Source organism: Salinicola corii (genome assembly GCF_008298015.1).
Classification (GTDB): Bacteria; Pseudomonadota; Gammaproteobacteria; order Pseudomonadales; family Halomonadaceae; genus Salinicola; species Salinicola corii.
The window spans coordinates 1-13,737 of sequence record NZ_VTPX01000028.1; the positions used below are offsets into that span (position 1 = coordinate 1).

14 protein-coding genes and 1 pseudogene are annotated in these 13,737 nt (G+C 57.8%); 13 read left to right on the top strand and 2 right to left on the bottom strand.

The window, feature by feature from the left end; translation table 11 throughout:
- Positions 1-523 precede the first annotated feature (523 nt).
- The 9 genes from F0A16_RS21480 to F0A16_RS21525 all read left to right on the top strand — a co-directional run bounded on the left by F0A16_RS21480 (position 524) and on the right by F0A16_RS21525 (position 7,912).
- Complete coding sequence (locus F0A16_RS21480; protein ID WP_149438076.1) at positions 524-853, top strand: DUF2958 domain-containing protein; 330 nt, start codon at positions 524-526, stop codon at positions 851-853.
- A gap of 321 nt (positions 854-1,174) precedes the next feature.
- Positions 1,175-1,966, top strand: coding sequence for a DUF2285 domain-containing protein (locus F0A16_RS21485; protein WP_149438078.1), 792 nt, complete (start codon positions 1,175-1,177; stop codon positions 1,964-1,966).
- A gap of 83 nt (positions 1,967-2,049) precedes the next feature.
- The gene (locus F0A16_RS21490; RefSeq protein ID WP_149438080.1) at positions 2,050-2,334 is read left to right on the top strand and encodes a helix-turn-helix transcriptional regulator; all 285 of its coding nucleotides are present in this window, start codon (positions 2,050-2,052) and stop codon (positions 2,332-2,334) included.
- A gap of 113 nt (positions 2,335-2,447) precedes the next feature.
- Positions 2,448-3,218 carry a replication initiator protein A gene (locus F0A16_RS21495; RefSeq protein WP_476748633.1) on the top strand — a complete coding sequence of 257 codons (771 nt, stop codon included), beginning with the start codon at positions 2,448-2,450 and terminating at the stop codon, positions 3,216-3,218.
- Between the two features lie 283 nt (positions 3,219-3,501).
- Positions 3,502-4,140, top strand: a complete 639-nt coding sequence (gene parA, locus F0A16_RS21500; RefSeq protein ID WP_149438082.1) for a ParA family partition ATPase — start codon at positions 3,502-3,504, stop codon at positions 4,138-4,140.
- Positions 4,137-4,388 carry a chromosome partitioning protein ParB gene (locus tag F0A16_RS21505; RefSeq protein WP_149438084.1) on the top strand — a complete coding sequence of 84 codons (252 nt, stop codon included), beginning with the start codon at positions 4,137-4,139 and terminating at the stop codon, positions 4,386-4,388. The genes parA and F0A16_RS21505 overlap by 4 nt, the downstream gene beginning before the upstream one ends.
- Positions 4,385-4,921 (top strand): DUF2840 domain-containing protein, encoded by a 537-nt coding sequence (locus tag F0A16_RS21510; protein WP_149438086.1) that lies wholly within the window; start codon positions 4,385-4,387, stop codon positions 4,919-4,921. The genes F0A16_RS21505 and F0A16_RS21510 overlap by 4 nt, the downstream gene beginning before the upstream one ends.
- Positions 4,918-5,517: a S26 family signal peptidase gene (locus tag F0A16_RS21515; protein WP_149438088.1), complete on the top strand. Its 600-nt coding sequence runs from the start codon at positions 4,918-4,920 to the stop codon at positions 5,515-5,517. Before F0A16_RS21510 ends, F0A16_RS21515 begins: the two co-directional genes overlap by 4 nt.
- Positions 5,518-5,941: 424 nt before the next feature.
- The gene (locus F0A16_RS21525; RefSeq protein ID WP_149438092.1) at positions 5,942-7,912 is read left to right on the top strand and encodes a relaxase/mobilization nuclease and DUF3363 domain-containing protein; all 1,971 of its coding nucleotides are present in this window, start codon (positions 5,942-5,944) and stop codon (positions 7,910-7,912) included.
- 298 nt (positions 7,913-8,210) lie between these two features.
- On the opposite strand, the gene F0A16_RS21530 is transcribed toward F0A16_RS21525, so the two are convergent.
- Positions 8,211-9,068, bottom strand: coding sequence for a MurR/RpiR family transcriptional regulator (locus F0A16_RS21530; RefSeq protein WP_149438094.1), 858 nt, complete (start codon positions 9,066-9,068; stop codon positions 8,211-8,213).
- Between the two features lie 204 nt (positions 9,069-9,272).
- Here F0A16_RS21530 and F0A16_RS21535 point away from each other — a divergent pair, with 204 nt between their 5' ends.
- From F0A16_RS21535 to F0A16_RS21550, 4 genes are all read left to right on the top strand, one after another.
- Entirely contained in the window at positions 9,273-10,424 is a 1,152-nt protein-coding gene (locus tag F0A16_RS21535; protein WP_149438096.1) for an aminotransferase class V-fold PLP-dependent enzyme, read from the top strand.
- 70 nt (positions 10,425-10,494) lie between these two features.
- The gene (locus F0A16_RS21540; RefSeq protein ID WP_149438098.1) at positions 10,495-11,748 is read left to right on the top strand and encodes a dicarboxylate/amino acid:cation symporter; all 1,254 of its coding nucleotides are present in this window, start codon (positions 10,495-10,497) and stop codon (positions 11,746-11,748) included.
- A gap of 462 nt (positions 11,749-12,210) precedes the next feature.
- Complete coding sequence (locus F0A16_RS21545) at positions 12,211-13,152, top strand: LysR family transcriptional regulator (RefSeq protein ID WP_149438106.1); 942 nt, start codon at positions 12,211-12,213, stop codon at positions 13,150-13,152.
- Complete coding sequence (locus F0A16_RS21550; RefSeq protein ID WP_149438100.1) at positions 13,149-13,412, top strand: EexN family lipoprotein; 264 nt, start codon at positions 13,149-13,151, stop codon at positions 13,410-13,412. The genes F0A16_RS21545 and F0A16_RS21550 overlap by 4 nt, the downstream gene beginning before the upstream one ends.
- 198 nt (positions 13,413-13,610) lie before the next feature.
- On the opposite strand, the pseudogene F0A16_RS21555 reads toward F0A16_RS21550, so the two are convergent.
- Positions 13,611-13,737: pseudogene (locus F0A16_RS21555) on the bottom strand (IS5/IS1182 family transposase); the annotation flags it as partial.

Consider the following 13,737-nt stretch of genomic DNA (forward strand, 5'->3'; position numbering starts at 1 on the left):
GGATATCAGCGTCTATCTGATGGAGCGCTACAATCGGCAACGGCCGCATCAGTACAACGGCGGCATATCGCCCGTCCGAGCAGAAGAAACACTCAATTCAATGTCCGGAATTAGTTGACCATTACACCAGAGTGCTCATGTAGGTACGGCTGGACACGTCAGAGAAGGCTTCCTGGCTCAAGCCACGCGCCTTTCTGACTGCCTTCAATGCTTTCGCCAATGAGTACTGTTCTGCCACCAATGGTTTCCCCTCAAAAACCAAGATGACAGCCTGTTGCGCCCTATAGTGCTACAAACTATAGTGTTCATTTGGTGTTGCTCTGTGTCTTCGTGCCTTTACGTAAATCCGCTTTTGCGGATCATGTGCCATGCGGGGAACCGTATTCGTGCCTTTGCTGATAGACGCCAATGCGCATTCACGCTTCTACGTTTTCGTGGATTTGAGGGATTGCGCTTGCGTTTGTTTGTACACAAACGCTGATGCAATTCTGCGGTTCAGTGCCTTTGTGGTGGATGGGCGGCTATGACTGCACTCGTCACTCATGCGGAGCGTGCGCAACTGCTTGTCAATAATCAGGAGGCCGACCCGGTGCCCGTTTTGCGCTTATTCACCCCAGATGCGCACGCCACCTGGCTACTGGCCTCGCTCGACCATGCCGACGGCGACACGGCCCATGGTCTGATCGACCTGGGGATCGGAATGCCCGAGCTGGGAACGGTAAGACTCTCCGATCTGGCGTCCATCGTCGGGCCTCATGGACAACCCGTGATGCGCGATCGCTACTTCCAGCCGGTACGACGATTATCGGATTATCTGCGGTTGGCCGAGGAAAACGGTTCGATCACCGACTGAACCACCACCCCAGTGGCGGCCCACCGTGTCTTTTTGGGTCTGACTCCAGACCGTACCGATCTGGATGGGCGACTTTGCACCGATGCAGTGCATAGCTGATCCAAACAGTCATGATGCCCGGCGCGGCTTTTGGCAGGCTGGCCAATACGGCACGCCATTTTGAGGCGAGCCGTCGTCGCACTCGGACAAAACCAGAAACGCACCGGAGCCAATCGGTCTTGACGCTGACAGTTTATCGTTTCCCTCATGACGTTTCGATGATCGCTCCATAGCACGCCTGTCTGCCGTGGCGACGTACCTCGAGCCGAGGGAGGTTGCGCCATGGCTGATCCCTGCGCCCCGTCCTGGTATCCGACGGCGGCCTATCTTTACGTCCTGCACCTGGATGGTCCGGCGCTGGCTTGGGAATACCTGCGCCGCCACCCTGACTACCGCCAGGATTGGCGTCGTCGCCGACCGGATGCGGGGCATCGCTGGGGACTGCGCCTGCTGGAAAATCCGGCCCTGGATGCGCGTGACGCGCACCCCGCCTGGTTTCCCGACCATGATGCCGTGCTTCAACTCTACCCGGATGCCGATCCACCGTCCGACGCGGCAGCCTTCACGCTTTGGCACCTTCCGGGTCACAAGTATCTGATCCACGATGGCCAGCGTTTACTGTTGGTAAGCCGCTGGGCGGGTGGTTGCCTGCGATTCGCGTTGGCGCCGGACTTGGCTGACGGCATGGCTTACGTCTACGCCGTCCGTGCCAGCGACACCTCCCTGGCACGTTGTAAGGCGCTGTCGGCCTCCCTGAATCAGTTGGCTGCCGCCACCAGCATGCTCCCCGTGGCGCAGACACGACCGCGGCCCTCCCTGGCAACCTTGCTGGAGTTGCACACCTTGCAGGCGCTCGACGCCACCCTGTCCGGTGCGTCCTTGCGCGAGGTGGCCGAAGGGGTGTTCGGTGCTGATGTCGTCGCGGACGACTGGTACGCCGACAGCGCCTTGCGTGCCCGCGTGCGTCGCTTGGTACGCCGAGGCAATAGGCTGATGCACGGCGGCTATCGCTGCTTGGCACAGCTTCCACCCGTTGAACAGGGACGTGCGACGGTGCCCGCAAAACGTCCCTGAGCAAGCATCTCATGTTGTTTGAGACTGCCTCCATCCGGTCGCGCTGTGTGGCCGGACGTTTTCAACCGATGGAGGTGCATCCCATGCGACCCGCTCCCTTGCGACCTGCTGCCGCCGCTACTGATACGCCCGCGCAGCCCCAACGCTACCTGACCAACGACGAAGCCGCCGAATATCTGCGCCTGTCACCGCGCACGCTGGAAAAACAGCGCGTGATTGGCGGTGGCCCCAAGTTTCGCAAGTTCGGCCGCCGCGTCATGTACGCCGTGGCGGACCTCGACGCCTGGGCCGATGCGCGCAGCTACGGGGCCACGTTTGATCCCGAGTACGCCGAACGACACGCGGGTGACTACCGTGATGGCCGCTGATCCACGGTTTGCCAGTGGCCCGCGTCATATCCAGTCCAGCGTTGCCGCCAGGGCAGTGTCCAGCGCAGCAACGGAAGCAGCTCGATCTGTTTCGCGCGCTACCGGGCGAGGACATGGCGCCGCGCGACGCTCAGGACCTGATGGCCTATCCGTTCTTCTCGCTCGCCAAGTCGCGGCGCACCGCGCCGATCGACTTCCGCAGTGGCAACATCACCCTGCGTGTGGAAGGCACCCAGGGACACGGCATCGCCACCATCTGGGACGCCGACATCCTGATCTGGGCCGCCAGCCAGATTGTGGAGGCCCGCGATGCAGGCATCCAGCCCTCGCGCCGGATGCAGGCCACGCCCTACGAGATTTTGCGCTTTATCCGGCGCGGTACGTCGCTGCGCGACTACCAGCGTCTCAAAGCCGCGTTCGACCGGCTGCAATCGACCACCGTGGCCACGTCCATTCGCGAGACTACCGGGCGAGGCCTGCATCGTTTTTCGTGGATCAACGAATGGAAGGAACTGGCCGATGCCAACGGCAAATCGCTGGGTATCGAACTGATCCTACCGGACTGGTTCTACGCGGGGGTACTCGATGCTGCCCTGGTGCTGACCATCGACCCGACGTATTTCCGCCTGACAGGTGGCATCGAGCGCTGGCTGTACCGGTTGGTGCGAAAGCATGGCGGCCGCCAGGAAAATGGCTGGCAGTTCGACGTTCCCTACCTATATCGCAAGTCCGGCAGCTTGGCGCAGCCGCGCGATTTTGCCCGCGATCTGCGCGCGCTGGTAGCGAAGCAGTCACTGCCTGGTTACGAGCTGTCCATCGAACGCTGGCCCGGCGAACCGGAGATTCTCGCCTTCCGGCCCGTGCCGCCAACGGCACGGGGATAAGCCTGGGGATGAAAGCAGAACAATATGTGAATGGGCTCGTGCTATCGGGCGCGCCAAGACTCGTGCTATCAGGCGCACCAGTATCGTGCTATCAGGCGCGCAAATTTAACCTAACGTTATGGGTGGAAAGGCTTTTTCCGCCCCTTAACTTACTATCTAACTTAAAAACTTATCTAACCAATAATAAACAGCTATTGACGCGGTGGATAACCGCCAACCAGCAACGACAAACGCGTTTTTCAGGCCGTTCATGGTGTTGCTTTCCACCACGGAGGGCTACGCCATGATCGTCGCTTTGCTCAATCAGAAAGGCGGCGTGGGCAAGACCACGCTGGCCACCCACATTGCCGGCGAACTCGCGTTACGCGGTCAGAACGTCATCCTGCTGGATGCCGACCCGCAGGGTTCATCGCTGGACTGGACGCAGCGCCGAAGCCAGCAAGGCTTGCCCAGGCTGTTCAGTGCCGTCGGTCTCGCCCGTGAAACCTTGCACCAGGAGGCGCCAGAACTCGCCAGACGCGCCGATCATGTCATCATCGACGGGCCACCCAGGGTCGCCGCTCTGGCGCGCTCCGCGCTGTTGGCGGCTGAGCGCGTACTGATCCCGGTGCAACCCAGCCCCTATGACCTGTGGGCCAGTGCCGAGATGGTGGCACTGGTTCGCGAGGCCCAGGTGTTCCGTCCGCAGCTCACGGCGGCTTTCGCCATCAACCGGCGCGTCAGTACCACGGTGATCGGGCGTGAAGCCCGGCAGGCGCTGGCCGAACAACCGCTGCCGGCACTGCGCGCCGAGGTACGCCAGCGCATCGTCTTCGCCGACAGCGTGGCCGCAGGCCGCCTGGCACGTGAAACGGCGTCGGACAGCATCGCTGCCCGTGAAATCACGGCGCTGGTGGATGAACTGCTGCGGTGGCCGTTATGAGCAAGGCACGCAGCAAGCGCGTCGGCATCGGTGCACGTCCACTCGCCAATCCGCACGCCGAGGCGTGGATTCGCCAGGGCGACGCCGACGTGCTCAACAAGGGCGATCTCTACACCGCCCGCTTGACCCTCGATATCACGCCCGCGATGCGGGCGCGTATCAAGGTCTCGGCCTTCACGCAAGGCGTGACCGTGGCCGAGTTGCTGCGTGCCTTGCTGGAACGCGAGTTCCCGGAGAACCCATCATGAATACACAGACTTCGGCGACGCCGGTTGCATCGCCACCGCCGCTCCTCGCCACGCTCCCCGGTCAGGCCGACAACGCACCGCTGACGCGCGTCTCGCTGGCCTATCTCGAATCACGCTTCAAACTTTACCTGCGCTTCGGCGAACCCGAACGCGTCATCCGATTCGATCGCTGGCGGCGTGTGGCGGTGTTCCTGCCTGGCGGCATATTCTGCCGCATTCGCTTGCAGGCCAACGACTACGGCACAGTGCGTTGGCAGCTCATGGTGATGCAAGCTGGCCCGCCACTGGATGCCATGCAGCGCATCCCTGGCGTGCGGCCCGGTGCACGCCTGCTGCTGCACACTGAAGGCGACCCCATCGTGCGCACTGTGCTGGAACGCATTGATGCCATCGAGGCACTGGGTATTGCACCGGCAACGGCGTCGCCCGCGTACTGGCGTACGCTCGCCAATCGGCTCGCTGCGCGTTTGCCATTGCCCGAATACACTGCCGAGCGGCACGCCGCCTGGCTGGCAGGGAGGGCGCTGCCATGACGGTCCATTGCACCGCCGCACGCCCCCCTGAAGCCGCACCACATCCTCGCTCGCGCCTGCGTGCTCGCATTGTGTTGGCAGGTTTGTCCCTCTGCGGCCTTGCTGCGCTGGCCTGGGCGTCTTTCGTGCAGCCGCTGCCACGACTAATCTACAACCCGTCCGACAGCGTGTCGGTGGGCTGGTATCGCCTCGATTCGCTGCAACACCGATCCGGCTTGCTGCCACATCGACTGGAAGTCGGCAGCATCGTTCTGACCACCTTGCCGCCAGAAGCCGCTGCGCTGGCGGCGCAGCGCGGTTACCTGCCGGCCCACATTCCGTTGCTGAAACGTGTGAGTGCAGTCGCACCGCAACACGTATGTCTTATCGCCGATCAGGTACGTATCGACGGTGTACTGGTGGCCACTGTACTGCCTGCTGATCGTATGGGCCGTCCGCTGCCATCCTGGCGGCAATGCCGGCAGCTTCGGCCTGGCGAACTCTTTCTCTTGAGCACAACCAACCCGGCGTCGTTCGACAGCCGGTATTTCGGGCCGGTCAGCGCATCCGCCGTGATCGGCATCGCGCATCCGCTCTGGCTGGAAGCCCGACCATGATAGCCCCTGATTCGCTGCAAGTTGCCGTGCATCTTATGGAGCCCTCGGACGTACCGAGCCGGTGGCTTTCCGCGTGTCATCGCGCGTGCAGTGCGAGCGCATCCGCGCTGCCTTCCCATGTGCAGGCGTCTTGCCTCGAACGCGCCCAGCCTGCGGCCATTACCGCGTTCGCCGGCGGGCTGGCTGCGAGCAGCACAGCGCCGCCGGGCCGCCGAGGCCCTGAGCGTCAGGGAAGGGAAAAGGCGGAAGGCAAGACAAAAGGAGGCGGCACCTGGCCGTCCGCAAAGCCAGTCTGCACGTGGGGGTGGTGCGGCACGATGCGGCATCGCCGCCGTGCTGTGTGGAGCGCCAAACCCGCACCAACGTTGATTTGCCCGCGTGCTTCACACGGCAGAGCACGCCACAGTTTACTGGGGACTTGGCCATGAGCGACCACCGCGATGATGATTTCCGTATCCGTCCCAGCGCACCCAAGCACCGGGGGCAGGGCTTCGTTTCCAAGGTGCTCAAGCAGACTAGCAAAGCCAGTAGCGGCAAGTTCTCGGCACGTCGTCAGGCATCGGCGGGCTGCACCGGTCAGCGGCCTAGCTCGCGTCTGGGGCGCGGCCATACCGCAGCGCGCTTTACGGGCACATCACTGACGCCATTCTCGCGCCGCGTCACCATCAAGACCCTGTTGGTCAATCAGCGCCGGGCCAGCCCGCAGTCGCTGGCGAAACACCTGCGCTACATCGAACGCGACGGCGCGGGGCGTGATGGTGAGTCAGGTCGGGCCTACGGACCGCAAATCGACGAGGCCGATATGGATGCCTTCAAGGAGCGCTGTCAGGACGACCGGCATCATTTCCGCTTCATCCTCTCGCCCGAAGACGGGGCCGAGTTGGACGATCTGCGCACCTATACACGTCATCTGATGAACCGTATGGAAGCCGATCTGGGCACGCAGCTGGATTGGGTGGCGGTGGATCACTGGAACACCGACAACCCGCACACGCACTTGGTGGTGCGTGGACGTGACGACACTGGCAAAGACCTCATCATCGCCGGTGACTACATCGCCCATGGCGTCCGCCATCGCGCTGCCGAACTGGCGACGGAATGGCTGGGACGGCGCACGGAACTGGAGATTCAACAGACCTTGCAGCGTGAGGTGGAACAGGAGCGGTGGACAAGTTTGGATCGCACGCTGCAACGTGAGGCTGACGATGACCAGCGGGTACAGATCGCACGCTTTAACGACCCGAAACTGCAACGTCAGAGACAACTGCTCATTGGTCGTTTGCAACACTTGCAGTGCCTGGGCCTGGCGAACGAGGTGCAGCCCGGTATCTGGGACATCCACACCGATGCCGAGAAGACATTGCGTGCCCTAGGCGAGCGTGGCGATATCATTCGCACCCTGCAACGATCCATGAGTGGCCAGTCACGAGAGCTGGCCGTCTTTGAGCCGGGTGAGAGCCGGCGCCCCGTCGTCGGCCGTGTGGCTGGTAAGGGGCTGGCCGATGAGCTGCACGACCGGGGGTACCTGGTCATCGATGGCGTAGATGGCAAGGCGCACTACGTTGCACTCACCCCCCGTGACGAGTTGACGAACTATCCCACCGGCGCCGTGGTGGAGGTGCGTGGGTCCGCCGAGGTGCGCGCAGCCGACCGCAACATTATCGCGCTGGCGAGCGATGGCCTGTACCGCACCGACCATCACCTGGTAATCGAACAAGGTCGGGCCAAGACTAGACGCGATCCGCAGGAGGTTGTCGCGGCCCATGTTCGTCGCTTGGAGGCACTACGTCGCGTAGGCATTGTGGAGCGCGTGGCCGAGGGGCTATGGAAGGTGTCGAACGATCTGCCCGAGCGTGGCCGCCAGTATGACGCGCAGCGCCTGGGGGGTGTGACGGTGGAACTGAAATCACACTTGCCCATCGAGCGACAGGCTCGCGTGATCGGAGCTACCTGGCTGGATCGACAGTTGATTGCTGGAGGCAAGGAGTTGGGCGACCAAGGATTCGGGAGAGAGATCAAGGAGGCTCTACAGCGACGGGCAGACTTCCTGGCCGAACAGGGGCTGGCCGAGCGTCGCGGCCGACGTATGATCTTGGCACGTAACCTGCTGTCGACGCTACGCGGACGTGAGTTGGCGCAGGCCGCGAAGAACATAGCAGCGGAAACTGGCCTGGAGCATCGACCTATAGCCGACGGGCAGCGCATGGCCGGCATTTACCGGCGCAGCCTCATGCTCGCCAGCGGGCGCTATGCAATGATCGATGACGGTATGGGATTCTCACTGGTGCCTTGGAAGCCGGTGATCGCTCAGCGGCTGGGCCAACAACTCGCTGCCACGGTGCGTGGTGGCGGCGTGTCATGGGAAATCGGGCGGCAGCGCGGACTGTCGATGTGAACGCCGCCACCGATGAATCGGCGTTTGTAACTCGGAGGTCAGTCTGATCGGTCCTACCAATGGGCTACCCCTAACACATATAACATGTCGGTGGTCGTGAGGCGTGTCGCTACCTTTGAGAATCCTATCCAAGTGAGGCGCGATCAGCTTGATGAGCGCTTGTGCCATTCGACCTCGAACTTGGAAAATATAGCCAATCAAAGAGTTAATTTCTAAAAACGCTCATAGTCTCCTTTCGGTTAGATACGTCGTGCTCTGTTGTAAGTCAATCACGTGATAGGAGACAGCATTTTCGGCACTACGTGTCGACGAACACGTGCAGATCGGTATACGAATCATCGATAAGACGCATTGAGTCTCTGGCCCGCTCTTGCCCCACTCGCGCTGCGAGCGAGAGGAGTGCCTCTACCATCGCCAGTGCTGGGAGGAGTGACGTCCTCGGAGCTGGGCTATCCGAAGGGACGAACAGCGCTAAATCCGACGTCGAAACAAGAGGTGAGACTTCACTGTCAGTGAGCGCGATGACTTCTACCCGCTTCCTGGCAGCGGCCGATGCAACCTCGGGAATGGCACGGTAGTATCGGTGAAAGTCAATAACGACCAGAACATCGCCCCTGCTAAGGAGAGCGAGCTGTTGTGCGGCACAAATAAAGTCTCGTGGAGTACTCGTCCTTATGCCCAGTAGACGTAAAGAAGATCCCAAGTACTCCACGACAGGAGCAACAACACCTATACCAAAAACGAGAACCTCGCGCGCGGAGGCCAAGGTATCAGCAGCCTTTTCCAAATCCTCGAGAGATACCGACCGTGAGAGCTGCTCTAGATTTCGGCGGGCATGTGCAAACACAGTCTCGGTGATTGCAGTTCCGCTGTCACTACGGTGATCGGTCTCTAAGGACTGCAAGAATCGTGGATAATTCGAAAGTGTTGAACGTATTGCACGCTGAAGTTGCGGATACCCTTCGTATCCCAGACGCTGCGCAAGCCGGATAGCCGTTGCCGTATGCACGCCAGCGCGCTCGGCCAACTCGGATGCGGTCATGTAGGCGACTGCTTCGAAATTCTCAAGCATTAATCGAGCTACTTGCTTCTGGGCCTTGCCCAGTGAAGAGGTAAGTTCTATTAGCTGGGTTCGTAGATCCTCTATATTGGCCACCTTTCCCTCCTTTTTTCAGTACTTTACCTGTCGGTGATCTCAGCCTGCAATGCCTGCATATTATATTGCATAATATGAGTTTTTGCAATGAATGTTGCAGTTCGGTGTCGACCTTGCTACCTTAAAGGTCCCTTTCGCTCATAGCTGGTAGATAGACAGCACGACACGTGCGTCACAGTCGCAGTAGAAAAAAGGATAATCGCAGTGACCCAGACCGAATCGTCAATTTTCGACCGTGTGCGTCGGGAATTCCGAATACTCGACGAGTTGACCTATCTCGACGTCGCAGGTAGGGCGCCGATGGCGGATCGTGTTTATCGGGAGCTTGTCCAGTATCTGGAAGTTTGCCGGGGACGAGCCGCAGACAAGAATGAGTGGCTATCTCGTGTCGAAGGACTACGAGATCGAACAGCGCGATTTATAGGCGCTGAAGCGAACGAAATCGCCTTCATGAAAAATACATCTGATGGATTGAATACGGTTGGCTGGGCTTTGGGACTGGAGGCCGGGGACAGTGTTCTGGTTAGCCCTGAATTCGAACATGCAAACAACGTATACCCATGGGTCAATATGCAAGACCGTGGCGTGATCATCCGTAAAATTTCGAGCCCTTCGGGTTCGACGATTAGCGCCGAAGATGTGGCGTCTAGTATCGATGAAACAACAAAGCTTGTGACTTTGTCCGCCGTTTCCTCATGGACTGGTGCGCGACCGAATTTGGCCGCGATCGCTGACGTCTGCCATAAACATGATGTGTTCTTTCTTGTCGATGCTGCTCAGGCTCTAGGCGTGGTCGATATAGACGTGCATCGAGACAAAATCGATGCACTCGCAGGTGCTACCCAAAAGGGTCTGCTTGGCATGTACGGCTTGGGGATTCTTTACTGCCGGGCCAAATGGATTGATCGTTTACGACCTCCTTTTCTCTCTGTTGCAGGGGTAGATCGTGGCTCGTTACATGAATCCGAATTAGGCGACTTCGAAAGCGTTTCGCTGCTCGACTCTGCTGCACGATTTGAGGTCGGTAATCCCAATTTTGCAGGATTGCTCGGTTTCGATGCTTCTCTTTCACTTTTGGAAGAAGTGGGAGGGAGGGGGATTGAGAGGTTTGTGATCGACCTTGCTGATCAGCTACGAGTAGAGCTATCCGAAATCGGAATACGTCCAGTGTTACAACAGGCTGAATCGGGGATCGTATCCTTCGACGTGCCCAATCCCGAACAATTGATAGCGAATCTGGAGGCGAACAATGTCCGAGTTTCGCTTCGCCGCGGCAGGGTTCGTGTCAGCTTGCATATTTACAATAACCGATATGACATTGATCGACTTATCAATCTTCTTCGTAAATTTAGATGAGAAAGCACTGTATAGTTAATTGTTGGGTGATAAAAACAAGGTTGTTAATTCTCGATGGGAGAAATAAAAAATGTTTTTGCGCTTGAGGAATGTGTCGCTAACTACATGGATATTTATCTCTTTAATGCTCGGCGTGTCAGCTGGGATCTTGTTTGGAGATCAAGTAAGCGGGTTAAAATTTATCGGTGATATTTGGCTGAATTTGATCAAGTTGATCATTGTTCCTCTTGTCTTTGTGATTCTCATGCAGGCAATAGTGGGGAATGGCAGGGATGGCGGTGTTGGCAAAATTGTTGTTGCCTGTCTTCCCTACTATGTATTTACAACACTAATGGCCGCATTGATAGGAAGTGTGCTTGCGTACTTTATACAACCTGGCGAAGGCCTTAGTCTCGATTTAAATGCTATCGAGGCTCCGATTAGCACACCTGAATTCACGGTTGAAGGGTTCCTGTCGGGACTAGTGTCGAGCAATTTGTTTAGCTCTCTTACTGAGGCGAACATGTTGCAGGTTTTAGTTATCTCGGTGCTCTTAGGTATATCTGTCAGGATGATACCGGATACAAATGCCCGAGTTAAAATCGCGGACGCATTAACTGTGATGAGCGAGTGGGTATTCGCTTACCTAAGGATTGCCATTGCTCTATCTCCCATCGGCGTATTCTTCCTCATGGCTGCCACGGTCGGTGAGAACGGTGGAGCTTTACTCGGCTCGATTGCGGAACTTCTAGGAGTATTCTACTCAGGCGCTTTGATCCAGATCCTTGTTGTCTATGGGGGTTCCGTATGGATAGCGACTAAGCTAAGCCCCATGAGCTTCTTATCTAGAGCTTCAGAACTCTGGATGTTTGCTATCGCCACTACGAGTAGCGTTGCCTCAATACCTGTCAACCTTGACGTGGCTGATAAGCAGTTCTCTGTCCGGCGTCGTATTCGCGAATTTGTAATACCACTAGGGTCCCAAATCAATTCTGATGGAAACGCACTTCTCCTTCCTGCTGTTGTGGTCCTCGCAGCGACGGCCACAGGGGTTGATGTCGGACTTGGTTATCTCATGCAAGCTGTGCTTATCGCCATTGTCATATCTTTCGCTGGTGGTGGTATTCCCGGAGGCGGGATTGTCCGAATATTGATTGTTTTACAGTTTTTCGGTCTCCCGCTCGAGATTGGTGCGATGGTCGCAGGATTCTACCGGTTCTTTGACATGGGGACCACCACCACGAATGTGCTTGGCGATCTGACAGGCGCAATCGTGACCAATAGGTTAGTTGGCGAAAGTATTGAGCGGACTGAAGAGCGAGAGAGCATTTCTTACGCAGATTGACCCAGACCGATCGGCTGAGGTGCATATGGATTACACGAGTGTCATTTTTCGCCAATGAGCCAGATGTGTATAGACAGATCGAAAGTCAGCATGCGCATTTATAGCCTCAGCCGATGTTGTATTTAGAGCGGGTAACGGGTTGTTAGTGAGTTCATGAGTTGTTGTGATTGCCAACTACATTTCTCTAGAATGTGAAAGTGTCAAGGGTGATGATGGTGAGTGCGCTGAATTTTAATGTTTTGTTCAGCTGCTTGGTCAGAAATAGGTACTTACTGTGAATTTTTGGATATTCAAGATGTGGAGTGGTTACCTTTCACCCATAGAATATGAGTGGCATTACCTCCTAAACCTGATTGGTGTCTAGAATCCCCGAGGCGATTCACGTTCAGGAAGTGGAGTGGTGCGAATCGGCGAGGTACTTCCAAAGCTATCGACACAAGACTGAACTGATGGGCAATGTCTATGGAGCTGAGACACCTACGCTGTTTTTTAGCTGTCGCCGAAGAACTCCATTTCGCCAGAGCGGCTGACCGACTGCATATCGAGCAATCTCCACTGTCGCGCACCATTAAAGAACTGGAAGAAGGCCTGGGCGAACAATTGTTCGTCCGTACCAGCCGCAGCACGCGGCTGACCCGTGCGGGTAAACTGTTCCTTGAGCATGTGCCTCGAGTTTTCACCGCCCTGGAGCAGGCGCGAGATAGCGTGAAAGCCGCCGCCAATGGGTTCCATGATCAGTTGCGCATCGCGCTGTCCGACGGTATTACACCGTCGCGCCTGCCAGCTTTACTGGCGCTGTGTCGGCAGGAAGAACCAGAAGTAGGGATTCGTTTGTTCGAGGTGCCTTTGTCACAGCAGATCAAAGGACTGCATGACGACCTATACGACGTGGGATTCGCTCAGTCGGACGAGGTAGGCGACGGTATCGCAGTTGAAGCGGTTTGGAGCGATCCGCTGATGGTGGCTGTTCCGGCCCGGCATCCGTTGCTCAAGCACAAACGTATTCCCCTAGACGAAGTGCTGCGTTATCCCTTGGTGCTGTGCGATCCGCAGGTCTGTGAAGGTCATGCGCGCCAGATTGATCGCGTCCTGCGACGGGTAGAGCAGGACCCCATGATCGCCGAACGTGTGGCCTCCTGCGACCTGATGATGGCGCTGGTATCGGCTGGTTTTGCCTTGGGATTAGCTGGTGCACCACACATCACGGCCAGTCGTGAGTCTGGCGTAGTGGCCCGCCCGCTGTCAGGGCGACCGCCGATGCTGACAACGTATCTGTTGCGTCGGGAAGCGGAAACATCGGATGTCTTGACTCGCTTCATCGAGCGAGTAGAGGGCCTTGCATCACCTGAGGGTGTCAGGCCCGTGTCACCGCTCGAACCTGACCAAGAGGATGTCGAGCTATGAAGCAAGTTATCCCATTGCTGTTGGTTATGCTCCTGGCCGGCTGCAGCCCATCGGAAGCGCCTCGCCAAGATGACGTACGAACCGTGGAGGAACTAGCCAACAATCCGGAACGGTTGAAGGAGCTGCGTCGGCAATGCAAGACGGAACGGGCCGAGTTGGGTGATGTGCTGTGCAACCGAGTCGCTGAGGCCACACGTAAGCGATTCTATGATGATGGGGAAACGCCCTATACACCGCCGGATGCATCCCCCGAGTTCTGATTGCAGACCAGTCGCAGTAAATTCCGCTTATTTTGTTTACACGCCGCAATGCGCTCCCGCTTGCGGCGTTTTTACTGTGTACTTTCCAAAATGAAATGATGCTTTTTTCATCATCTTTGTCCCGATAACGGTCTTTGATCGGCACCGGCTAAGCACTGACTCTTGCGTTATGCGGCACGTCCTTGTGTCGCGAATGGACTAGGTTCTGTCTGAAAAGTCGGCCCTCATGCAGCGCTCGATACAGGCCAGTGTCACCATGGCTCTAAAGCTGCTGGCCAGCTTGTCATATCGCGTATTTAGACGCCGCTTTTCCTTTAACCAGCCA